The sequence below is a fragment of the Methylobacterium sp. Leaf108 genome (assembly GCF_001423265.1).
Taxonomy (GTDB): Bacteria; Pseudomonadota; Alphaproteobacteria; order Rhizobiales; family Beijerinckiaceae; genus Methylobacterium.
The window spans coordinates 147,459-168,762 of record NZ_LMND01000001.1 but is presented as its reverse complement, the minus strand read 5'-3'; the positions used below and the strand labels follow the sequence as shown (position 1 = coordinate 168,762).

Genomic DNA, 21,304 nt, shown 5'->3' with positions numbered 1-21,304 from the left:
TGGCTCCGCCCCCCGGTGGGGAGGGCGGAGCCCGTCGCTCAGAACCGGGAGCCGCCCGAGAAGCGGAAGGCCTGGAGCTGGTCCTTGCCGACTCGGCCGTAGAAGGTTCCGTCGGGACCGAACACCTTCTGGCCCTCGTCCTTCGACAGGGCGTAGGCGTAGTCGAAGCGGATCGGTCCGAGCGGCGAGTTCCACAGGATGGAGGCGCCGATCGAGGAGCGGATCACGGCCTTGTCGCGGACGTTCACGCACTCGGGTTCGACGGCGATGGCGTTGGGGCCGACCGACGAGTAGTTGCAGCCGCCGCCCGGTGCGATGCCGTTGATGAAGGCGTCGCCGTTCACGTTGAACTGCGAGCGGCCGTTGTAGCCGAACAGCGTACCGGCATCGGCGAAGACCGCGCCCTTCAGGCCGAGATCGCGAGGGATGCCCCAGATCGGGAACTGAACCTCGACCGTGCCACCGACGTAGGTGGTGCCGCCGACCGCGTTCGAGCGGCTGTCGGCGATGCCGACGTCACGCGGGCCGATGCCGTTGGGCGCGAAGCCGCGGACCAGCGACGGTCCGAGGAAGAACTGGTCGGTGATGCGCAGCGGCTCGTCGTTGAGCGCCGAGATGTGGCCGCCCTGGAACCGCACGAAGCCGACCACGTCCTCGTAGAGCTCCTTGTAGTACCGGGCGTCGCCGGTCACGCGGAAGAACTTCGAGTCGCCGCCGAGACCCGCCACGTCAGGCTTCAACTCGGCATAGAGGCCGTTGCGCGGGAGCTGGAGGCTGTCGAGGGTGGAGTAGGCGAGGGTCACGCCGGCCAGTGAGGTGAGGGTGTTGCCCTGCGAGCCCTTGAGGGCGATCGACGCTTCGCCGTCGAAGGCACAGGCCGGGTAGGCGGAGAGGCCGCTCACGCTGCGCCCGCCGACGCTCTGGCTGAACGTGTTGGGCCCGTAGGTCTGCGTATAGCCGGGGATCGGATTCGAGCAGTCGTTGTAGGGACGACGGATCGTGTTCGGGACCTTCAGCTCGGTATTGTAGAGCGAGTAGCGCAGGGTCACGCCGAACTCTTCCGTGATCGGCAGGCCGACGCGGAGCTGACCGCCGTAGACGGTGGTCTCGTAGCGCGAGTAACGGGTCTGGTCGCTGTACTTGTAGAAGGCGTCGAAACCTGCGGCGAGACGGTACCCCATGAAGTAGGGCTCGGTGAACGAGAAGTCGACGCCGCGGGAGTACTGGCCGGCGGTGCCGGCGACGCGGACGTACTGGCCACGGCCGAGGAAGTTCGACTCGGAGACCGAGACCTCGGCGATGATGCCGTCCTGGGTCGAGTAGCCACCAGCCACCGAGAACGAACCCGTGGGCTGATCCTCGACGTCGATGTTGATGATCACGCGGTCGGCCGACGTGCCCGGCTCGTTCGAGAAGCGGACCTTCTTGAAGAACCCGAGGCCGTTCAGGCGGCGCTCGGCCCGGTCGGTGAGGACGCGGTTGTAGGCATCGCCCTCGGTGATATCGAGCTCGCGACGGATGACGTAGTCGCGGGTGCGGGTGTTGCCGCGGATGTTGATGCGCTCGACGTAGACGCGCGGGCCGTCCTCGACCACGAAGCCGAGGGAGACGGTCTGGGTGGCGCGGTCGCGCTGGCCGGTGGGGCGCACCTGGGCGAAGGGGTAGCCCTGGCGGGCGACCTGGTTGGTCACGCCGGTGAGGGTCTTCTCCACGTCCTCGGCGTTGTAGACGTCGCCGACGGCGGTGCGGACCTCGCCGTCGAGCACCTGGGTGTCGACTCCGGCCAGGCGGGAGTCGATGGCCACGGCGCCGACGCGGTACTGCGCGCCCTCTTCCACGGTGACGGTGATCGCCCAGCCGGCGTCCTCGCCTTCCACGTAGCGGGAGTCGGCGTTCACGATCCGGAAGTCGGCGTAGCCGTTCTTGAGATAGTAGCGGCGGACCATGTCGAGGTCGTTGGTGATCCGGTCGGGATCGTAGACGTCGGAGGTCTTGATGAAGCTGAGGAAGTTCATCTCGGAGGAGGACATCAGCTCCTTGAGCTTGCCTTCCGAATACGCCTCGTTGCCGACGAACTTGATCGACTTGATGCCGGTCTTGTCGCCCTCGTCGATGACATAGATCACGTCGATGCGGCCGTTGGGCAGGTCGACGGTGCGGTAGCTGACCTTGGCGCTGCCGCGCCCGGCGCGGCGGTAGACCTCGCGGATGCGCTGCAGGTCGGCCTCGACCACGGCCTTGTTGAAGCCGCTGCGGCCCTTGGCTTCGACCTGGCCCTCGAGGGTGGCCTTCTCGACCTTCTTGTTGCCCTCGAACACGACGCGGTTGACGACGTTGTTCTCGCGGACGCTTACCACCGTGCCGGCGCCGCTGCGCGACACCTTCACGTCGGAGAACAGGCCGGTGGCGAGCAGGTTGCGGCGGGCCTCTTCGGGGGAGCCCGATGCGGTGCCCGTCACGTAGGAGCGGATCGTGTCCGAATCGACGCGCTGGTTGCCCTGAACGACGATCTGCTGCGCCTGAGCGGGACCGACCAGGACCAGCCCGGCTGCCGCGGTGGCGACAAGGACGATGGCCTGTTCGGCCGACTTGCGCCGGCGCTTCGTCGTCATCGACATCATGTAAAAGCCCGTCTCTTTTATTATCAGCACGGGCTCTCACCCGCAGACGAGCGACCGTTTACCGGCCGTCCCGACACCTGGTCTCTAGCCCAGCTTCTACCGAGTTTCGGAAGCGAAGCAAACGCTCGGGTCCCCCGGCTCCTGGGGATTTTGGGGGGACGTGGCCTTCCGGTCACTTAACGGTTCCCGACGACCCGGAATCAGGGTGTACGGACCGTAAAGAGGCCCGCCACCCCCCGGCGGGAGGATGGCGGGCCTCGGGCTTTTTCAGGGCGCGGGCGGGTTTTCGCGACGACTGGTTTTCGCGACGACTCAGGTGGCGCGCGTCCAGGAGGCCGCGAGGTTGAGGATGTCGTTCCAACCCGCGAACAGCATCAGCATCAGGACGAGGGCGAGACCGATGCGAAAGCCGATCTCCTGGGTCTTCTCGCTCAACGGGCGGCCGCGCACCGCCTCGTAGGCGTAGAACATCAGGTGGCCGCCATCGAGCATCGGCACCGGGAACAGGTTGAGGAGACCGATCGAGACCGACAGCAGCGCCACCAGGCTGATGAGGCCGCCGACGCCCCCGACCTTGGCGACCTCGCCGGAAACGCGGGCGATGCCGATGGGGCCGGAGAGCTGGTCCGGGGATTCGCGGCCCGTCACGAGCTTGCCGAGGTAGTCCATGGTGCGGTCGACCACGAAGTAGGTCTCGTAGACGCCCAGGGACAGCGACTGCAGGGCGCCGTACTGCACCAGTCTCGCCTCGGTGCCCTTGGGGCCCTGGAGGCCGAGGCGGCCGAAGCGGTGCTGTCCGAAGGGCGTGCGCTCCTGGACGATATCGGGGATCGCGACGAGGTCGGTGGGGACGCCCGCCCGGTCCACCACGATCTTCAGCGAACTGCCGGCGCTGCCGGTCACGGTGCGCTGCATGTCGGTGAAGCTGCCCACCGGGGCGCCGTCGATGGAGCGGATGACGTCGCCGGGCTGGAAGCCGGCACGCTCGGCGGCGCTGCCGGCGATCACCGCCTCGACCCGCGCCGGCGTCTCGTAGCGGCCGCCGAAGTAGATCGCGCCGGCGAAGACCAGGATGGCGAGGATGAAGTTGGCCACGGGCCCCGCCACCACGATCGCCGCCCGCTTGGCCACCGGCTGCGTCGGGAAGCTGGTGGCCCGCTCCTGCGGGCTCATCTGCGCCACGCCCTGCGCGTCCGGCACGCTGGCGCCGTTCATGTCGCCGTGGAACTTGACGTAGCCGCCGAGCGGGATGGCGCAGAGCTTCCAGCGGGTGCCGTGCTTGTCGTTGAAGCCGACGAGCTCCGGCCCGAAGCCGATCGAAAAGGCATGGACGCCGACGCCGCACCAGCGCCCGACCAGGAAGTGCCCCATTTCGTGGACGAAGACCACGATGGTCAGGACGATGAGAAAGGGGATGACGGCGCCGAAGAACCCGCTCGCGGTTCCGCCCATGGCGCTGAGGAATTCCATCGGTCCGTCCTTGATGCCGGTCTCTCGACCGATTGTTCAGACCCTAAGCCGGTCCGGGTCGGCAGGGCAACGCGTCGCCCGCTCGGGTCTTCGATCCGCCCCAGGGCCCGGTCGTACGACCGCTGCACGCTTGTCGACCCTGTCTAGCAGATCGTGTCTTGCGGCCGCCAACGCAATTCGGTGCGACGGCACGCCCATGTCGCATCATGGTGACCGGGCCGCGGCCCTTCAGGCCGCGAGCGCCTGCGCGCTCCAGGCCCGCGCATGCGCATCGATGGCCAGGGCCTCGTCGACGTCCGCGGGAGCCGTGCGGTAGGTGGGCGCGAAATGCGCGCAGGTCCGCTCGACGAGCTCGGCGATGCCGTAGAACGGGATGGCGCCGCGGATGAAGGCCGCGACCGCGATCTCGTTGGCCGCGTTCATCACGGTGGGGGCCGCGCCACCCTCGGCCAGTGCCGCCCGCGCGATGCGCAGGCACGGGAACCGCTCCTCGTCCGCCGCCTCGAAGGTGAGGCTGCCCGCCGCCACGAGGTCGAGGGGCCGGCCGCGTTCGATCGTCAGGCGGTCGCCGAGGCCCAGGCAGTGGGCGATCGGCACGCGCATGTCGGGCATGGCCAGCCCCGCCGTGACGGCGCCGTCGCGCCAGTGGATCAGCCCGTGGACGATGGACTGCGGGTGCACGATCACGTCGAGGCGTCCGGGCTCGATGGAAAACAGGTGGTGCGCCTCGATCAGCTCCAGCCCCTTGTTCATGAGGGAGGCGGAATCGATGTTGATCTTCATGCCCATCGACCAGGTCGGGTGGGCGGCGGCCTCCGTCGGCGAGGCGGCGGCGATCCGCTCGCGAGCCCAGGTCCGGAACGGGCCGCCCGAGGCGGTGATCGTCATCTTGGCGACATCCGAGACACGGCCGTCGCCCAGCGCCTGGGCCAGGGCGTTGTGCTCGGAATCCACCGGCAGCAGCCGGGCCTTGTAGCGGGCGGCATCGCGCATGAAGGCGTCGCCGGCGCACACGAGGCTCTCCTTGTTGGCCAGCGCCACCGTGCGCCCGAGACGCAGCGCCGCATGGGTCGGGCGCAGGCCGGCGGCCCCGCTGACCGCCGCGACCACGATGTCGGCCTCGCGGGCGACCGCCTCCATCACCGCCGATTCCCCGGCGCCGTGGGCGATGCCGGACCCGGCCAGGGCCTCGCGCAGGGCGGGTCCGGCGGCCTCGTCGGCCAGGGCCACGAATGCGGGCCTCATCTCCCGCGCCAGCGCCGCCAGGGAGGCGGCGTCGCGCCCGCCGACCAGGGCCCCGACGCGGAAGCGGCCGGAGTGCTGGCGCATGAGATCGGTGGTGGAGCGGCCGATGGAGCCCGTGGCGCCCAGGACGGTGACGGTGAGACTCACGCGAACGATTCCTTCAGGCGGCCGCCAGGCGGCGCAGGACGAGATAGAAGCCGACGAGGACGGCCACGGCGAAGAAGCCGTCGAGGCGATCCATGACGCCGCCGTGACCGGGGATGGAGCGGCCGGAATCCTTGACGCCCCACCGCCGCTTCAGGGCGGACTCGGCGAGATCCCCGCTCTGGCTGCAGATCGAGGCGGCGGCGCTGGCCAGCGCCACGATGCCCAGCGAGGCGGAGGCGGCGCCGCTCCAGCCCTGCGCGCGCGCGGCCATGACCAAGCCGGCGCCGGCCAGCGTGCCGGCGGCGAGGCCGCCGAGCGCGCCCGACCAGGTCTTGTTCGGGCTCACCCGCGGCATCAGCTTCGGGCCGCCGAGCATGCGGCCGGTGACGTAGGCGACGATGTCGGTGGACCACACCACCGCGAACATCCAGGCGGGACCGACGATGCCGATGGCGGGATCGTCGCGCAGCGCCGTGGGGACGAGGGCGATCACGGCGCCGCCGCCGAGGCCGAGGAGGGCGCGAACCCGAGCGGCGCTGTCGCGGGCGACGACGAGGAGGACGAGGCCCGCACCGGCGAGCACCATGGCGATCGTCGCCGGCGACGTGCCGACCCGTGCGCAGACCACCGCGCCGACGAGGGCCGCGGCCGTCACCGCGACGAGGGGCCGGGTCGGGGAGAGCTGCGTCATCGCGATCCATTCGCCCGTGGCGATGACCGCCGCGACGAGCCAGATCACGGCGAAGGGCCATTCGCCGACGACGAGGCCCGCCACGACCGCGACGGCCATCACCAGCCCCGAGATCGCGCGAAGCCGGAACTCGCGTCCGCCGAGGCGGTCGCGCCGGCGCACGGCCGCGGGTGCCGGGCCGCCCGTGCCCGCCATCAGCCGGCCTTGTCGCTCAAGCCGCCGAAGCGGCGGTCGCGGCGGTTGTACTCGTCGATGGCCGCGCGGAAGGCGTCGTGGTCGAAGTCGGGCCAGAACTCCGGCACCATCACGTATTCGGCATAGGCCGTCTGCCACGTCAGGAAGTTCGACAGGCGCTGCTCGCCGGAGGTGCGGATGACGAGGTCCGGATCGGGGATGCCGGTGGTGTCGAGGGCGGCGGTGATGGTGTCCATCCCGATCTCGCCCGGGCTCATGCGGCCCTCGAGGACCGCCTGCGCCAGCTGCCGCATCGCCCGCAGGATCTCCTGGCGGCCGCCGTAGTTGAAGGCCACCACCAGGGTCAGGCCGGTGTTGTGCCGGGTCCGCTCCTCGGCTTCGACGAGCAGGCCGGCAATGTCGGGGGTGAGGCTCTCGCGGTCGCCGATGATGCGCACGCGCACCCCGCTGGCATGGAGATCCGCGAGGTCGCGGCGCACGAACAGCTTGAGGAGCCCCATCAGGTCGGCGACCTCGGCGGGCGGGCGACGCCAGTTCTCCGAGGAGAAGCCGTAGATCGTGAGGTAGCTCACCCCGAGTTCGATCGCCGAACGGACGGCCCGGCGCACCGCCTCGACGCCGCGGCGATGGCCCTCGACGCGGGGCAACCCGCGCCGGGCGGCCCAGCGGCCGTTCCCGTCCATGATGATCGCAACATGGGCGGGCACGGCCGGGCGCTCACGCGCGGCGGCCCCGGGCGAGGGCGTCGCGGCCTCGATCCGCGACGAATCCGGTCCCGTACCGGTGCAAGCCATCACCTCGGCGTCGGACGTCATCCCTGCCTTGATCCGACGCGCGCGCGTTAGGCGATCCACCGCGTCTCTCCCTCACCGTCCCTGGACCGGTCGACCACGCGGCCCCGTCGTGCCGGGGCCCTCCGACGCCCGCCGGACCGGCCCCATCGTTCTCGCCGATCCCCCGGCGTCGAGCCGGCGAGACCACGCCCGTCGCGCGTCCGGCGGCAGGCCCCCGAGCGGAGGGCCCTAGACCTGCATGATTTCCTTTTCCTTGGACGCCAGCACGCCGTCGATCTCGGCGATGTGCTGGTCGGTGACCTTCTGCACCTCGGCGGCCTGACGCTTCTCGTCGTCCTCGCTGATGGCGCCGTCCTTCTCGAGCTTCTTGAGGTGGTCGAGGCCGTCGCGGCGCACGTGGCGCACGGCGACCCGGCTCTCCTCGGTGTACTTGTGGGCGACCTTGACCATCTCCTTGCGGCGCTGCTCGTTCATCTCGGGGATGCGCAGGCGGATGGTCTGGCCCTCGGTCTGCGGGTTGAGGCCGAGGTCGGATTCGCGGATCGCCTTCTCGACGGCGCTGACCATGCCGCGGTCCCATACCGAGATGCTGAGGAGGCGCGGCTCGGGCACGCTCACCGTGGCGACCTGGGACATCGGCATCGCGGCGCCATAGGCGTCGACGGTGATCGGATCGAGGATGCTGGGGGTGGCGCGGCCGGTGCGCAGGGAGCCGAGATCGCCCTTCAGCGAGGCGACGGCGCCCTGCATGCGGCGCTTGATATCGTTCAGATCGAAGTCCGGAATGGCCATGCGTGAAGAGTCCCGACGCGAACAGGGGAGGAAAGCCAGGCCGCTGGGCCGGTTCGTGGGCTTCCATGAACCAAAATCCGGGCGCTCGCAAATGACTCGGCCGCCGGCCCGCACCCCCGCGTCCGGCCGGTTACGCCGTGGGGCGCCGCGCGGGCTCGCGGGCGGCGCCGGCGAGCGGCGTCGATTTCTGGACGTAGTGGGTGCCGTCGAGGTGGGACACCGCGCGCAGGAGGCCGACGGCACCGCGGGCGGTCATCGGCGGCGGATCGAGTTTCGCCTGGGTGCCGTGCAGGAGGTAGAGCGCGTCGAGCGCCGGGGTGTGGCCGGCAAAGCCGACCGTCCAGCCCTCGAAGTCACGGCGATCGATCGCACCGGCGAACAGCAGCACCATGCCGCTCTGGCGGTCGTCCTCGGCCAGGCGCCAGAGCTGCTCGGAGATCGCCGCCCGGTCGCCCTCCATCGCCTGCAGGAAGTACGCCTCGTTGAAGATCAGGGTGCCGGTGATGCCGGTGGTGTGGTCGTAGCGGCTGCACGAGGCCAGGATGTCCCGCACCATGTCGCGCATGGACCCACCGGTCATGGCGACCCGGTTGTGGCTGTAGAAGACGATCTGGGCCAGGCACATCGCTGCGGCGTCTCGGGCCCGGCGCGCTGCTTGCGGCCCGGGGCACGCGAGCCAACCTCACGAAGCTGAAGAATTCGTCTCTTCGGTGCGTGCCGGTCAGGGAACGACGTGCGTGCTCGGCGCGGCCCCCGTCAGGATCGCCCGGATCGAACTCGGCGCATGCACCGAGCCGACGACGATGGAGAGGCGGCTCTCGCGCGCCAGGGCGAAGGCGGCGGTATCCATGATCTTGAGGTCGCGCCGGATCGCCTCGTCGTGGGTCAGGCGGTCGTAGCGCACGGCGTCGGGGTCGGTCTTGGGATCGGCCGAATAGACCCCGTCGACCTGCGTCGCCTTGAGCACCGCCTCGCAGCGCAGCTCCGCCGCGCGCAGCACCGCCGCGGTGTCGGTGGTGAAATACGGGTTGCCGGTGCCGCCGGCGAGGACCACGACCTGGCCCTTGTCGAGGTGGTGCAGGGCCGGCTGGCGCGCGAAGGTCTCGCAGATCGTGGGCATCGACACCGCCGACATGGTGCGGGCGGTGACGCCGGCCGCGTTCAGGGCGGTTTCCAGGGCCAGCGAGTTCATCACCGTGGCGATCATGCCCAGCGAATCGCCGGTGGCCCGGTCGATCCAGCCGGCGGAGGAAATCCGCGCCCCGCGGATCATGTTGCCGCCCCCCACCACGAGCGCGACCTGGACCCCGGTCTCGAGGGTACGGGCGATGTCCGCGGCCAGGCTGGCCAGGGTCGGCGGATGCAGCCAGTAGCCGTCGGGAGCGGCCAGGGCCTCGCCGGACAGTTTTACGAGCACGCGGCGGAAGGACGTCGTCTCGGGCATCACCCAACCTCTTCCGTCGCCGGACCGCGTCGCCGGTCCGGCCGTCGCCCGTGCACATACGTGACCCGACGCCGTGGCGTCGAGGGCCGGGCCGCACCATTGGGGGAATGACGGGCACGGGACCGGACGTCGTGGCGCCCCGATGTCATGGCGCCCCGAAGTCATGGCACCAGGTTGCGCAGGCACGCCCACCCCGGCAGCCCGTCGATGTACGGTCGAGGGCGAGCCTCGGCGTCCGTCGCCGCGCCATGCGCAGAGGACGTCGCTCGCGGGCGGGTCGTCAGCTCGTGACGGACCGGTTCCAGACCGAAAAAATCCGTGGGAGGTGCCAAGGCGCCGCTCCCACGGATGCTGCTACAACCCCGGCCGGCTCGCGGCCCGGACCGTCCTCAACGCGAGAGGCTGGCGACCTCGGCGGCGAAGTCGGGGCCTTCTTCCTTCTCGATGCCCTCGCCGAGCGCGTAGCGCACGAAGGCGGTGAGCTTGACCGGCGACCCGGCCTTGCCCTCGGCCTCCTTCAGCACCTGGCTGACGGTCTTCGAGCCGTCGTGCACGAAGGGCTGCTCCAGGAGGGTGACCTCCTTGTAGTAGCTCTTGAGGCCGCTCTCGACGATCTTGGCGAGCACGTGGTCGGGCTTGCCGGCGTTCTTCTCGCGCAGGATGTTGCTCTCGCGCTCCAGGGTCGCCTGGTCGACGCCGGAGGCGTCGAGCGCCACCGGGTTGGTCGCCGCGATGTGCATCGCGATCTGGCGGCCCAGCGTCGACAGCACCTCGACGTCGCCCTCGGACTCCAGCGCCACCAGCACGCCGATCTTGCCGAGGCCGGCGCTGACGGGCGAGTGGACGTAGGAGGCGATCACGCCCTTCTGCACGTCGAGCTTGGCGACGCGGCGCAGGGTCATGTTCTCGCCGATGGTGGCGATGAGGTTGGAGAGGGTCTCCTTCACCGTCTCCGTGGCGCCGGGATAATGCGCCGTCTCGAGTCCCTCGAGGGTTCCGTCGGTGTCGAGGGCGAGCTTGGCGGCCTCGCGGGCGAAGCCCTGGAAGCTGTCGTTGCGCGCGACGAAGTCGGTCTCGGAGTTCACCTCGACGATGGCGGCGTGGTGCCCGGAGGATTCGACGGCGACGAGGCCTTCGGCGGCGACGCGGCCCGCCTTCTTGGCGGCCTTGGCGAGGCCCTTCTTGCGCAGCCAGTCCACCGCGGCTTCGATGTCGCCGTCGGTCTCGTTGAGCGCGCCCTTGCAGTCCATCATGCCCGCGCCGGTCTTCTCGCGCAGCTCCTTCACCAGTGCGGCGGTGATGTTGGCCATGGCCAGTCCTCTCGTCAGGTGTTCAGCAGGTCTTCAGAAGGTCAGGAGCCCGGCGCCGGGGTGGCGCCGGGCTTCCCGGTCAAAGTCCAATCCGTGTATGACGGCCCGGCGACGGACCGTCGCGCGCCTCACGCGGCGGCGGCGGCCTCGACGAAGCCACGGGCCTGGTCGACCCAGCCGTCACGGACGATGCGGCCGTTGAGCTTGAGGTCGGTATCGGTCTTGGCGACCTCGGCGTCGGTCATCGCGGCGATCTGCCAGTAGTGGTAGATGCCGGCATCGTTCAGCTTCTGCACGATCTGCGGGCCGGCGCCGTGGAGCTTCGACAGGTCGTCGGGCGCGCCGCGGGGGGCCGAGAGCAGCTCGAAATGCTCGGTGGATTCGACGAGCGCGGCCACGTCGGCCTGCGTGATCGAATCCGATTCCACCGACAGCGCCACGTCGTCGTTGGCCGGAAGCTCCTCGGCGAGGGGCTCCTCGGAGGCGCCGAGGTCGACGCCGCTGGAACCCTGGCCGCGCGAGATGCCGTCGATGGCGGCGCGGGCGATCAGGTCGCAGTAGAGCGAGATCGCGCGGCCGGCGTCGTCGTTGGCGGGCACGACGTAGGTGATGCCGTCCGGGTTGCAGTTGGTGTCGACGATGGCCGCCACCGGGATCCCGAGGCGCTGGGCCTCCTTGATCGCCAGCTGCTCCTTGTTGGTGTCGATCACGAACAGGAGGTCGGGCACGCCGCCCATGTCCTTGATGCCGCCGAGCGCCTTCTCGAGCTTGTCCTTCTCGCGGGCGAGCATCAGGCGCTCTTTCTTGGTGAGGCCCTGGGCCCCGCCCTCGAGGGTCTCGTCGACCTTGCGCAGGCGCTGGATCGAGCCCGAGATGGTCTTCCAGTTGGTGAGCATGCCGCCGAGCCAGCGGGAGTTCACGTAGTACTGGGCCGAACGCTTGGCGGCCTCGGCGATGGTGTCGGCGGCCTGGCGCTTGGTGCCGACGAACAGCACGCGGCCGCCCTTGGCCACGGTGTCGCTCACCGCCTGAAGGGCCTGGTGGAGGGCCGGCACGGTCTGGGCGAGGTCGATGATGTGGATGTTGTTGCGGGTTCCGAAGATGTAGCTCTGCATCTTCGGGTTCCAGCGGTGGGCCTGGTGTCCGAAGTGGGCGCCCGCTTCGAGGAGCTGACGCATGGTGAAATCGACGGCCATGATTCTCTGTTCTCTTCCGGTTGATGCCGCCGCGGAGGAAGCGATCCCGCCCCGAAAGGCACGATCACCGGAAACGCCTCATTCAGGCATGAGGCCGGCTCCGCGTGTGGAATGGGCGGGGCCTTAGCAGAGGGGAGGGTGGGAGGCAACACCTCGCCCGACCCCAACGGCATCGCCGCGCCGGTGGCCACCGGCAATCCGTGTGACGGAGGCTTCTTTCCCGTCCGGCCAGGACAGGGCCCGCAAACGGGTCAGGCTGGCCGAGGCCCGGCGAAGACGGCCTGGATCTCGGCTTCGCCCAGGATCCGGTACGCCCCCGCCTCCAAATCCTCCGGCAGCGCGAGCCCGCCGATCCGGTCGCGGTGCAACGCGACCACGTGGTTGCCCACCGCCGCGAACATGCGCCGGACCTGATGGTAGCGGCCTTCGTGCAGGGTCACGGCCGCATGGGTCGCGTCGTGGACCTGCGTCTCGACGGGGAGGAGCGGCTTGTCCTCGCCCTCCAGCATGAGGGTGCCGGACGAAAAGATCGCCGCCTCGTCGCCCTTGAGCGGGCGGTCCAGGGTCACCTGGTATCGCTTGGCGACGTTGGACTTGGGCGCGATGATCCGGTGCAGCAGGGCGCCGTCGTCGGTGAGCAGGAGGAAGCCGGAGGTCTCCTTGTCGAGGCGGCCCACCGTGGAGAGGGCCGGGTCGCGCCGGCGCCAGCGTTCCGGCAGCAGGCCGTAGACCAGCGGTCCCGCTTCCTTGTGCGAACACGTCACGCCGAGCGGCTTGTGCAGCATCAGGGCCAGGCCTGGGGGCGGGTCGAGGGCCTCGCCGTCCACGGTCATCCGCGCGCTGAGGTCGGCACTCACGGCGATACGGCGATCGGCGTCGCGGACCGGCGCCCCGTCGAGGACGACGAGTCCCGCCTTGGCGAGCTGGCCGATCTCCCGGCGCGAACCGTAGCCGAGGTTGGCCAGCAGCCGGTCGAGACGCAGGGTGGCTGCCTTGGCCGTGCCGCTCATCGCAATGCCGCCGGGATCACGTGCGCGCTTCGTAGATCTTGTAGCCCCCCGCCGAGGCCTTGAGGGTCACGGACTTGAAGGCGGCGTTGAGCGGCGCCTCGTAGGGCAGGTGGGTGTTGGCGGTGAGCCACAGGGTTCCGCCCGGCCGCAGCGATTCGGCCGCCCGGCGGATGAAGACCTGGCCCAGCATCTGGTCCTCGGTGCCGCCGTCGTGGAAGGGCGGGTTCATCACCACGAAGTCGAGGCGGGACAGCGCCGCGTCCGGCGCACGGATGTCGGCCCAGCGGATGACGGCGCGCGGATCGGCGACGTTGCGCCGTGCCATCTCCACGGCGCGCCGGTCGATGTCGATGAGCGTCAGCGCGGTGACGGCCGGCGAGGCGAGGACGGCCCTGGCCAGCACGCCGATGCCGCAGCCGAAGTCGGCTCCCTTGCCGGAGAGGACGGGCAGGGTGGAGAGAAGCAGCGCCGTGCCGGGGTCGAGCCGGTCCCAGGAGAAGACGCCCGGCTGGGTGCAGAGCGCGAGGTTGTCGATGTGGCGCGGTGCGCCTTCGCGGATCACCGCGTCGAGGGGCGCCAGGGCCTCGGGCCTGGCGACCTCGCAGATACGGTGGTGGCGGCGGGCCGTCTCGGCCGGCTCGCAGCCGAACGCCTTCAGTTCGCGCCCCAGGCGCGCGCCGCCGCGGTCCTTGGGAGCCAGCGCGGTGAGGCGTCCGCCCGGACGCAGCGCCCGCAGCGACAGGGACAGCGCATAGCGCCGCTCCAGCGTCCCGGGGGGCGCGAGCACGACGATCCGGTCGAGGCTGGCCTCGGCGAGGTCTTCGAGACGGGCCGATCCGGGAATCAGCGGCGAGACCTGGGCGGCGTCAGCCGGGATCTCGGCGAGGTCCGGCGGCGGCGATCCATAGACGGCATCGGGAGGAGGCATGGTGGGGGGAGACATGGCCAACATCATGACGAATCCGGCGCGACGGCGCACGCGCCTCGAGGCTCAGGGCGTAAGCGGGAATGGGTGGGGCGGCCGCGACTCGGACTCGAATCCCGACACCGCGATAGGTAGCCGGCGAGAGCGTCGAGGGGAAGTTCGACGAGGTCGCATCCACGATATTTCTGATGCCCACCGAATCGTCGCGTCGGACAATGTCAGGTTATTGACGGATCGGCTTTGTTATGAAGGCCGATCGGATCGGTGATTTGCTTCCCGGGTTCGTGGAAAGACGCCGGCGTTGCAGCGCAATACTGGGACAGCGCTGCTTGGCTCGCGGCGCAAGCCATTGTCTGATCTGGGAAACCGGCGTTCAACCGCGCGGAAATTCCAATCCCATCTCGCGGTAGCGGGCCGGATCGTCGGCCCAGTTCTCGCGGACCTTCACGTGCAGGAAGAGATGCACCTTGGTCTCGGCGACCTCGGAGATTTCGATACGGGCCGCCTGGCCGATCGCCTTGATGGTCTGGCCGCCCTTGCCGAGGACGATCGAGCGCTGGCTCTCGCGCTCGACGAAGATCGTCTGCTCGATCCGCACCGAGCCGTCCGGCTTCACCTGCCACTGGTCGGTCTCGACGGTGGAGCGGTAGGGCAGCTCCTCGTGCAGGCGGTCGTAGATTTTTTCGCGGGTGATCTCGGAGGCGAGCATCCGCAGCGGCGCGTCCGAGACCTGGTCCTCGGGGTAGAGCCAGGGGCCGGACGGCATCATGCCGGCCAGCGCCACGCGCAGGGTCGCGATGCCGTCGCCCTTCAGCGCCGAGATCATGAAGGTGTGGGCGAACGGCACCCGCTCGTTGAGGGCGGCCGCCAGGGCGAGCAGCGTCTCGCGCAGGATCAGGTCGATCTTGTTGAGGATCAGGATCTTGGGGCGGCCGATGTCCGGCAGGCGCGCCAGGATCGCCTCGACCTCGTCGTCGATCCCCTTGCGGGCATCCACCAGCAGCGCGACGGCGTCGGCGTCGGCCGCCCCGCTCCAGGCGGAATGGACCATCGCCCGGTCGAGCCGGCGCTTGGGCGCGAAGATGCCGGGGGTGTCGACGAGGATGATCTGGGCCGAGCCCTCCATCACGATGCCGCGCACCAGGGCGCGGGTCGTCTGCACCTTGCGCGAGACGATCGACACCTTGGTGCCGACGAGGCTGTTGAGAAGCGTCGACTTGCCGGCGTTGGGTACGCCGATCAGGGCGACGAAGCCGGCGCGGGAGTCCCGCGAGGCTCCCGGCATCGTGCCTGCGCGGGGCGCGGTCGCCTCCGTCTCGGGGGCGGCATCTTCCGGGCCGTCGTCGCGGTCGGCGCCGTCTTCGATATCCGGGTCGTGGTCAGGCATCGGGGCTACGTCCTTCATCGGTGTCGGTCGACGCGTCCGGAGCCTCCGGGGTTCGTGTCGTGTCGTTGAGCGCGATGCCCTCTCGCGCCAGGACGCAGCGGGCCGCCTCCTGCTCGGCGAGGCGCTTGGACGGCCCGTCGCCGAAGCCGGGCTCGATCCCGTCGACCCGCACGGCGATGCGGAACTGCGGGGCGTGGTCCGGCCCGGAGCGGGCCGCGACCTCGTAGACGGGGATGGCGAGCCCCCGAGCCATCGCCCACTCCTGCAGCGCCGACTTGGCGTCGCGCCCGCGCGGGGCGGACGTTTCCCGCGACGGCGCGAAGGCCGCGGTCACGATCGCCCGCGCCGCCTCGTAGCCCGCATCGAGGAACACCGCCCCCAGGATCGCCTCGCAGACGTCGGCGAGAATCGTCTGGTTGCGCCGCCCGCCACCCTGGACCTCTCCCGGCCCCAGCGCCAGATGCGGGCCGACATCCCAGGCCAGCGCCACCGTCGCGCAGGTCTCGCGGCGCACCAGACCGGCCAGGCGCCGCGAGAGGTCGCCCTCGTCGGCGGCGGGGAAGGCGGCGTAGAGGAGGTCGGCGGTGGCCAGGCCGAGCACGCGGTCGCCGAGGAATTCGAGGCGCTGGTAGCTGCCGCTGCGGCCGACGCCGCCGGCCTTGCTGACGTGGGTCAGGGCCCGCACGAGCAGGGTCTTGTCGGTGAAGACGTGGCCGATCCGGGCCTCGAGGAGGTCGAGCCCCGGCCTGGGACGCGGCGCGCGCCGCGCCCGGTTGGACAGGGGCGCGCCTTCGTCCATCGTGGGCATGACCTTAGTTGATGGCGCTGAAGAGGCGGTTCCAGCGCACCTTGGCCGGCCAGTGCCAGATCTGCCAGGCCGGCGTCCCCTCGTCGATCGAGAAGAAGATCATCTCGGCGCGCCCGACGAAGTTCTCGAAGGGCACGAAGCCGACGTTGGCGAGATCGCGCGAATCGGTCGAGTTGTCGCGGTTGTCGCCCATCATGAAGTACTTGCCCTGGGGTACGACGTAGGGCTCGGTGTTGTCCCAGTAGCCGCTGTCGCCGTCACGCTCGATCACCAGGTGGGTGACGCCGCCCGGCAGGGTCTCGCGGTACTGCTCGGCCTTGGCCTGCTCGCCGTAGGGCCCGGTGGTCTCGAAGGGCGCGATCTTCTCGCGCTTGACCGGGACGTCGTTGATGTGGAGCAGGCCCGACTTCATCTGCACCTTGTCGCCGGGCAGGCCGATCACCCGCTTGATGTAGTCGGTGGCGTTGTCCTTGGGCAGTTTGAACACGGCGATGTCGCCGCGCTTCGGGGCGGCCTCCCAGATCCGGCCGTTGGCCTCGAACGGGAGGTATTCGCTCAAGGGCAGCGAGTATTTGGAATAGCCGTAGGCGTATTTCGAGACGAACAGGTAGTCGCCGATCAGCAGCGTCGGCACCAGCGAACCCGATGGGATGTTGAAGGGCTGGAACAGCAGCGTGCGCACCACGAGGGCGATCAGCAGGGCCTGGAGGCCGACCTTGAGCGTCTCCTTGACGCTGGCCCAGGTGCCGGTCTCGGCGACCTTCAGGTCACGCTTCGTCTTGTGATCCACGCGCGCACGTTCCATCTTCGCTGTCGTCTCCGGCTCGCCCGCGCAGATCCTCGCCCGCGCAGATCTTCGGGACGTCCGTCCCCGATACCCAAGCCGCGGTCCATTCGCCCGGCGAAGAGCGGGGGGTATACCAACCGCCGCCCGCCCGCAACGCGGATGCCGTCGCCGCTACGCCGGAGCGCCGAGGCCCGCCCCTGCGCTGTCGGGCACGGCCTCGATGATGACGAAGGCCTGCGCCATCGGCGGATCGTCGGTGAGGGAGACGTGGATGCGGGGGACGTGGCCTGTAGGCATCATCGCGGCAAGCCGCGTCAGCGCGCCGCCGGTGAGGCGCAGGGTCGGCCGGCCGCCGGGCAGGTTCACCACCTCCATGTCGCGCCAGAACACGCCTTCGCTCATGCCCGTGCCCAGGGCCTTGGCGCAGGCTTCCTTGGCGGCGAAGCGGCGGGCGTAGGAGGGGCCGCGGGCGGCCCGCGCATCCGACTTGCGCCGCTCCCCCTCCGTGAAGATGCGGTGCGTGAAGCGGTCGCCGTAGCGGTCGAGCGAGCGCTCGATCCGGCGGATGTCGCACAGGTCCGATCCGATCCCGACGATCATGTCCGCGCCGCCGCCATCGCCGCGCGCATGTCGGCGACCGCCCGGGCGAGGCCCACGAAGATCGCCTCGCCGATCAGGGCGTGGCCGATGTTGAGCTCGGCGATCTGCGGCAGGCGGGCGACCGGCGCGACGCTGTCGAGGGCGAGCCCGTGGCCGGCATGGACCTCGAGGCCGAGACCCGCGCCGTATTCGGCCGCCCGCGCGATGCGGGCGAGTTCGCGGGCCGTGCCGGCGGCATCGCCCTCGGCCACCGCCTCGCAGTAGCGCCCGGTGTGCAGTTCGACCACCGGCGCTTCGAGGCGGCGGGCCATGTCCATCACCGCCTCCTCGGGCTCGACGAACAGCGAGACGCGGATGCCGGCCTCCGACAGGGCGCCGATGCGGGGCGCCAGATGCGCGCGGGTGCCGACGATGTCGAGGCCGCCCTCGGTGGTGCGCTCCTCGCGCTTCTCCGGCACGAGGCAGGCGGCGTGCGGCCTCAGGCGCAGGGCGATGGCCACCATCTCGTCGGTGGCGGCCATCTCGAAGTTGAGGGGGACGCTCAACACCCGCATCAGCGCCTCGACGTCGGCGTCGCGGATGTGGCGGCGATCCTCGCGCAGGTGGGCGGTGATGCCGTCCGCGCCCGCCTCGACGGCGGCGAGGGCCGCCCGGATCGGATCGGGATGGTGGCCGGCGCGCGCGTTGCGCACGGTGGCCACGTGGTCGATGTTCACGCCGAGACGCAAGGGAGGGCTGGGCATCGTCGCTGAGGCTCCGGACACGGGAGCGGCGTTCCGACTGGTAAAGCCCGGATGCCGCCACCATTAGATAGGGGCGCCGGGCGTCGGCGGGATAGGGGGAACGGCGGATGGGACTTCTCGACGGCCTGCTCGGGCACGGCAGCGACCTCACGGCGGGCGAGATCGACCGGCAGCTCGACGGCGTGCTCACCGACGGCGAGACCGTGAGCATCGCGTTCAAGCTGATCCGCGACCTCATCGTGTTCACCGACCGCCGCCTGATCCTGGTGGACAAGCAGGGCATCACCGGCCGCAAGGTCTCGTTCCTCACGGTGCCCTACCGGGCGATCACCTCGTTCTCGGTGGAGACCGCCGGCAGCTTCGACATGGATTCGGAACTCAAGGTGTGGGTCTCGGGCCGGGTCGACCCGATCCAGAAGACGCTCAAGCGCGGCGCCAACGTCATGGCGATCCAGAAGGCCATCGCCTCGTCGATCCGCTGACGCGACAAGGCCGCCCGTCATCCACGACGACGGGCGGCGGTGAGCCTCTGGAAGGTCTGGCCCTACTCGCAGACGCGCACGCGGCGCACGACGCTGTAGCCGTCGGCGTCGATGAAGCGGCGCTTGGCGGTGTAGCAATCGTCTTCGTCCTCGACGGAGACGTAGGCGGGTGCGGCGGAGGCGGCGAGGGCCCCGAGCACGACGGTGCCGGCGATGCCCGCGGCCACGGCGCCCGGCCAGTAGCCGGTCTTGACCTTGTAGCCCGCGGCCTGGCCGGGGGCGGACGACGCGATCAGCGATGCGCCCAGAACGGCGGCGGTGGCGACGACGATGGCGGCCCGACGAACGATACCCTGCATGACACCCTCCTCAAGACTGGTCCGGATCCATTCGCGTCCGGCCATGACCAGACGTTGCGGCAAGAAAAATCAGTCTTCGGTGCGCGACAGCACGACGATTTCTTCATAAGTCCGTGCGGGGCGAGGTTTGACCCGAAGGCGCGTGTCGCAACGCACGATCCCGTCGTCCGGCGATGGTCGCCGCCCTTTTTTCCTTCCACGGATCGCGAACGGATCGTCACGCCTTCAGGGTGAGGAATCGCGTCGGGGCGACGTTGCGCAGGTTCGGGTGATGGCCGGACAGGCGGGGCGAGATCAGTGCCTTGGCGCGGGTGTGCATCACCGGGATCCAGGGCAGGTCGTCGAGCAGGATAGCCTCGGCCCGCACCAGGATCTCGGCGCGCCGGGCCAGGTCGCGCTCGGCCGCCGCCTGCCGCATCAGGTCGTCGAAGGCCGGGTTGGCGTAGCGTCCGCAGTTGAAGCCGAGGTTGTCCGCCTGCAGCAGGAACAGGAAGTTCTGCGGGTCCGAGTAATCGGCGATCCACGACATCCGCGCCACGTCGAAGTCGCCGCCGTCGCGCAGGTGGGCGAAATGGGTCTTGGCGTCGGTGTAGACGAACCGGGTCTCGACCCCGATGGCCCGCCACATGTCGGCGATGGCGATGGCGGTGTTACGGTTGTTGTCGGTGGTGTTGAAACGGTATTCGACGCGCAGGGGCCGCTCGGGGCCGAACCCGGCGCCGGCCAGGAGCGCGCGGGCCTCGTCCTCGCGGTCGATGGGCAGGGCGTCGCGACCGGGGAGCTGCGGCGGCGGCCTCGCGTTGTCGAGGCCGGGCGGGCACAGCGAATAGGCCGGGGCCATGGTCCGGCCCCAGACGACCTCGCTCAGGAACTCGCGGTCGATGACGAGCGACAGGGCCCGGCGTACCCGCACGTCGTCGAAGGGCGCCTTGCGGCCGTTGAACGCCAGGGCATAGAGGCCGAGCGCCGGGCCGAGCACGACCTGGTTTCCGAAGCGACGCTCCAGGGAGGCGATCTGGTCGCCGGGCAGATCGGCCAGCGAATCGATCTCGCCGGCCGCATAGCGGCGCACGGCGCTGGCGAGATCCGGCGTCGGTACGAAGGCGACGGCGAAAATCGCCACGGTGGCGGCGGCGTGGTGGTGCGGGTTGCGCACCAGGGTGATGCGGTCGTTGGGCACGACCTCGGACAGGCGGTAGGCGCCGTTCGAGACGAGGTTGCCGGGCTTGGTGAAGGCATCCCCGAACCGCAGGACGGAGGGCGGATGCACCGGCAGGGCGGTCTGGTGGGTCAGGAGTTCGAGGACGTAGGGGGTCGGCCGCTCCAGGGTGACGACGAGGGTGCGTTCGTCGGGGGCGCCGACGCCGAGCGCCTCGGGCGGGGCGCTGCCGTCGTTGACCGCGCCGGCGTTGCGGATCGGCGCCAGGATCTCGGCGTATTTGGCGGCGGTGGCCGGGGCCATGATCCGGCGCAGGGCGAAGACGAAGTCGCCCGCGGTCACGGCGTCGCCGTTCGACCAGCGCCCGTCCTCGCGCAGGATGAAGGTGTAGGTGAGGCCGTCCGGGGAGACGCTCCAGCGGGTGGCCGCGCCCGGAACGATGGCGCCGTAATTGTCGTAGGTGAGCAGCCCGTCGAACAGGTCGCGCAGGATGTGGGCTTCCGCCACCGTCGAGGAGCGATGCGGGTCGAGGGTCTCGGGGTCCGCGTCGTTGCCGCGCCGGTAGAGCGCGGTCGCCGCAGCCGCTCCCTGGCCGAGCGCGGCTCCGGCCAGCAGGGCGCCGCCCCCCGTCAGGCAGTGGCGGCGGTGGAGCGGCATCCGGCCGGCTGCGTCAGGCGCCGGTCTGGGCCGAAAAGCCCGCCGCCTCGATGCCAGCCAGCGCGCAGACCTCGTCGTTGTCGGAGGTGTCGCCCGAGATGCCGACCGCACCCACGAGCACGTCGCCCTGGCGGATCAGCACGCCGCCCGGCACCGGCACCATCGCGGCCGGGCCGACGAGGTGGCTGACGGCGGCCACGAAATACGCCTGTTCCTCGGCGCGCTTGGCGATGGCGCGCCCACCGAGCCCGAGCGCCAGGCAGCCGTTAGCCTTGCCCATGGCGATCTCGGCCCGGCGCAGGGATGTGCCGTCCTCGGCGGCAAACGCCTTGAGCGCCCCGCGGGCGTCGTAGACCGCCACGGCCAGCGGCTTGAGGCCGCGCTCGCGGGCGGTGGCGAGGGCGGTGGCGACGATGGCCTGGGCGGCGGCGAGGGTGAGGTCGGTCATGGGGACTCCGGTGCCGACCGCCGGTCACGCGGCG

Annotated in this window: 21 protein-coding genes; 1 reads left to right on the top strand and 20 read right to left on the bottom strand. The window is 70.4% G+C overall.

The features are described from left to right. Nucleotides 1-38 precede the first annotated feature (38 nt). The 17 genes from bamA to ASF39_RS00730 all read right to left on the bottom strand — a co-directional run bounded on the left by bamA (nt 39) and on the right by ASF39_RS00730 (nt 18,165). Nucleotides 39-2,621 carry an outer membrane protein assembly factor BamA gene (gene bamA / locus ASF39_RS00810; protein WP_055879001.1) on the bottom strand — a complete coding sequence of 861 codons (2,583 nt, stop codon included), beginning with the start codon at nt 2,619-2,621 and terminating at the stop codon, nt 39-41. 312 nt (nt 2,622-2,933) lie between these two features. After that, nucleotides 2,934-4,091 (bottom strand): RIP metalloprotease RseP, encoded by a 1,158-nt coding sequence (gene rseP, locus ASF39_RS00805; RefSeq protein WP_056280352.1) that lies wholly within the window; start codon nt 4,089-4,091, stop codon nt 2,934-2,936. 228 nt (nt 4,092-4,319) lie between these two features. Continuing rightward, a complete protein-coding gene (gene dxr, locus ASF39_RS00800) occupies nt 4,320-5,483 on the bottom strand; it encodes a 1-deoxy-D-xylulose-5-phosphate reductoisomerase (protein WP_056280349.1) in 1,164 nt (387 codons plus the stop codon). 13 nt (nt 5,484-5,496) lie between these two features. Further along, nucleotides 5,497-6,369, bottom strand: coding sequence for a phosphatidate cytidylyltransferase (locus tag ASF39_RS00795; protein WP_056280346.1), 873 nt, complete (start codon nt 6,367-6,369; stop codon nt 5,497-5,499). Then, nucleotides 6,369-7,184, bottom strand: coding sequence for an isoprenyl transferase (locus ASF39_RS00790; RefSeq protein ID WP_244472222.1), 816 nt, complete (start codon nt 7,182-7,184; stop codon nt 6,369-6,371). Before ASF39_RS00790 ends, ASF39_RS00795 begins: the two co-directional genes overlap by 1 nt. Before the next feature lie 207 nt (nt 7,185-7,391). Further along, complete coding sequence (frr, locus tag ASF39_RS00785; RefSeq protein WP_055878987.1) at nt 7,392-7,955, bottom strand: ribosome recycling factor; 564 nt, start codon at nt 7,953-7,955, stop codon at nt 7,392-7,394. A gap of 130 nt (nt 7,956-8,085) precedes the next feature. After that, nucleotides 8,086-8,580 (bottom strand): BLUF domain-containing protein, encoded by a 495-nt coding sequence (locus tag ASF39_RS00780; protein ID WP_055878983.1) that lies wholly within the window; start codon nt 8,578-8,580, stop codon nt 8,086-8,088. 96 nt (nt 8,581-8,676) lie between these two features. Further along, nucleotides 8,677-9,399, bottom strand: coding sequence for a UMP kinase (gene pyrH / locus ASF39_RS00775; RefSeq protein WP_055878979.1), 723 nt, complete (start codon nt 9,397-9,399; stop codon nt 8,677-8,679). A 389-nt stretch (nt 9,400-9,788) separates the two neighbouring features. Further along, nucleotides 9,789-10,709 carry a translation elongation factor Ts gene (gene tsf / locus ASF39_RS00770; protein WP_055878976.1) on the bottom strand — a complete coding sequence of 307 codons (921 nt, stop codon included), beginning with the start codon at nt 10,707-10,709 and terminating at the stop codon, nt 9,789-9,791. Between the two features lie 128 nt (nt 10,710-10,837). After that, the gene (locus ASF39_RS00765) at nt 10,838-11,905 is read right to left on the bottom strand and encodes a 30S ribosomal protein S2 (RefSeq protein WP_055878972.1); all 1,068 of its coding nucleotides are present in this window, start codon (nt 11,903-11,905) and stop codon (nt 10,838-10,840) included. 251 nt (nt 11,906-12,156) lie between these two features. Continuing rightward, entirely contained in the window at nt 12,157-12,915 is a 759-nt protein-coding gene (locus tag ASF39_RS00760) for a pseudouridine synthase (RefSeq protein ID WP_056280343.1), read from the bottom strand. 16 nt (nt 12,916-12,931) lie between these two features. After that, on the bottom strand, nt 12,932-13,858 hold the full coding sequence (locus ASF39_RS00755) for a class I SAM-dependent methyltransferase (RefSeq protein ID WP_156648248.1): 927 nt from the start codon (nt 13,856-13,858) through the stop codon (nt 12,932-12,934). 355 nt (nt 13,859-14,213) lie between these two features. After that, entirely contained in the window at nt 14,214-15,227 is a 1,014-nt protein-coding gene (era, locus tag ASF39_RS00750; protein WP_055878966.1) for a GTPase Era, read from the bottom strand. Further along, nucleotides 15,220-16,026 carry a ribonuclease III gene (gene rnc / locus ASF39_RS00745; protein WP_156648246.1) on the bottom strand — a complete coding sequence of 269 codons (807 nt, stop codon included), beginning with the start codon at nt 16,024-16,026 and terminating at the stop codon, nt 15,220-15,222. The genes era and rnc overlap by 8 nt, the downstream gene beginning before the upstream one ends. Nucleotides 16,027-16,039: 13 nt before the next feature. Continuing rightward, nucleotides 16,040-16,840: a signal peptidase I gene (lepB, locus tag ASF39_RS00740; RefSeq protein ID WP_055878963.1), complete on the bottom strand. Its 801-nt coding sequence runs from the start codon at nt 16,838-16,840 to the stop codon at nt 16,040-16,042. A 153-nt stretch (nt 16,841-16,993) separates the two neighbouring features. Further along, entirely contained in the window at nt 16,994-17,422 is a 429-nt protein-coding gene (gene acpS / locus ASF39_RS00735; protein ID WP_056280338.1) for a holo-ACP synthase, read from the bottom strand. After that, nucleotides 17,419-18,165, bottom strand: coding sequence for a pyridoxine 5'-phosphate synthase (locus ASF39_RS00730; RefSeq protein ID WP_056280335.1), 747 nt, complete (start codon nt 18,163-18,165; stop codon nt 17,419-17,421). The genes acpS and ASF39_RS00730 overlap by 4 nt, the downstream gene beginning before the upstream one ends. A 107-nt stretch (nt 18,166-18,272) precedes the next feature. Between ASF39_RS00730 and ASF39_RS00725 the strand changes: the two genes are divergently transcribed. After that, nucleotides 18,273-18,647 carry a PH domain-containing protein gene (locus ASF39_RS00725; protein WP_055878952.1) on the top strand — a complete coding sequence of 125 codons (375 nt, stop codon included), beginning with the start codon at nt 18,273-18,275 and terminating at the stop codon, nt 18,645-18,647. Nucleotides 18,648-18,709: 62 nt separating this feature from the next. On the opposite strand, the gene ASF39_RS00720 is transcribed toward ASF39_RS00725, so the two are convergent. The 3 genes from ASF39_RS00720 to ASF39_RS00710 form a co-directional block, all read right to left on the bottom strand. Continuing rightward, nucleotides 18,710-19,006 carry a hypothetical protein gene (locus ASF39_RS00720; protein WP_055878948.1) on the bottom strand — a complete coding sequence of 99 codons (297 nt, stop codon included), beginning with the start codon at nt 19,004-19,006 and terminating at the stop codon, nt 18,710-18,712. A 217-nt stretch (nt 19,007-19,223) separates the two neighbouring features. Continuing rightward, complete coding sequence (locus ASF39_RS00715; RefSeq protein ID WP_056280330.1) at nt 19,224-20,822, bottom strand: peptide ABC transporter substrate-binding protein; 1,599 nt, start codon at nt 20,820-20,822, stop codon at nt 19,224-19,226. Between the two features lie 13 nt (nt 20,823-20,835). Next, on the bottom strand, nt 20,836-21,270 hold the full coding sequence (locus tag ASF39_RS00710; RefSeq protein WP_055878941.1) for a heme-binding protein: 435 nt from the start codon (nt 21,268-21,270) through the stop codon (nt 20,836-20,838). Nucleotides 21,271-21,304 lie beyond the last annotated feature (34 nt).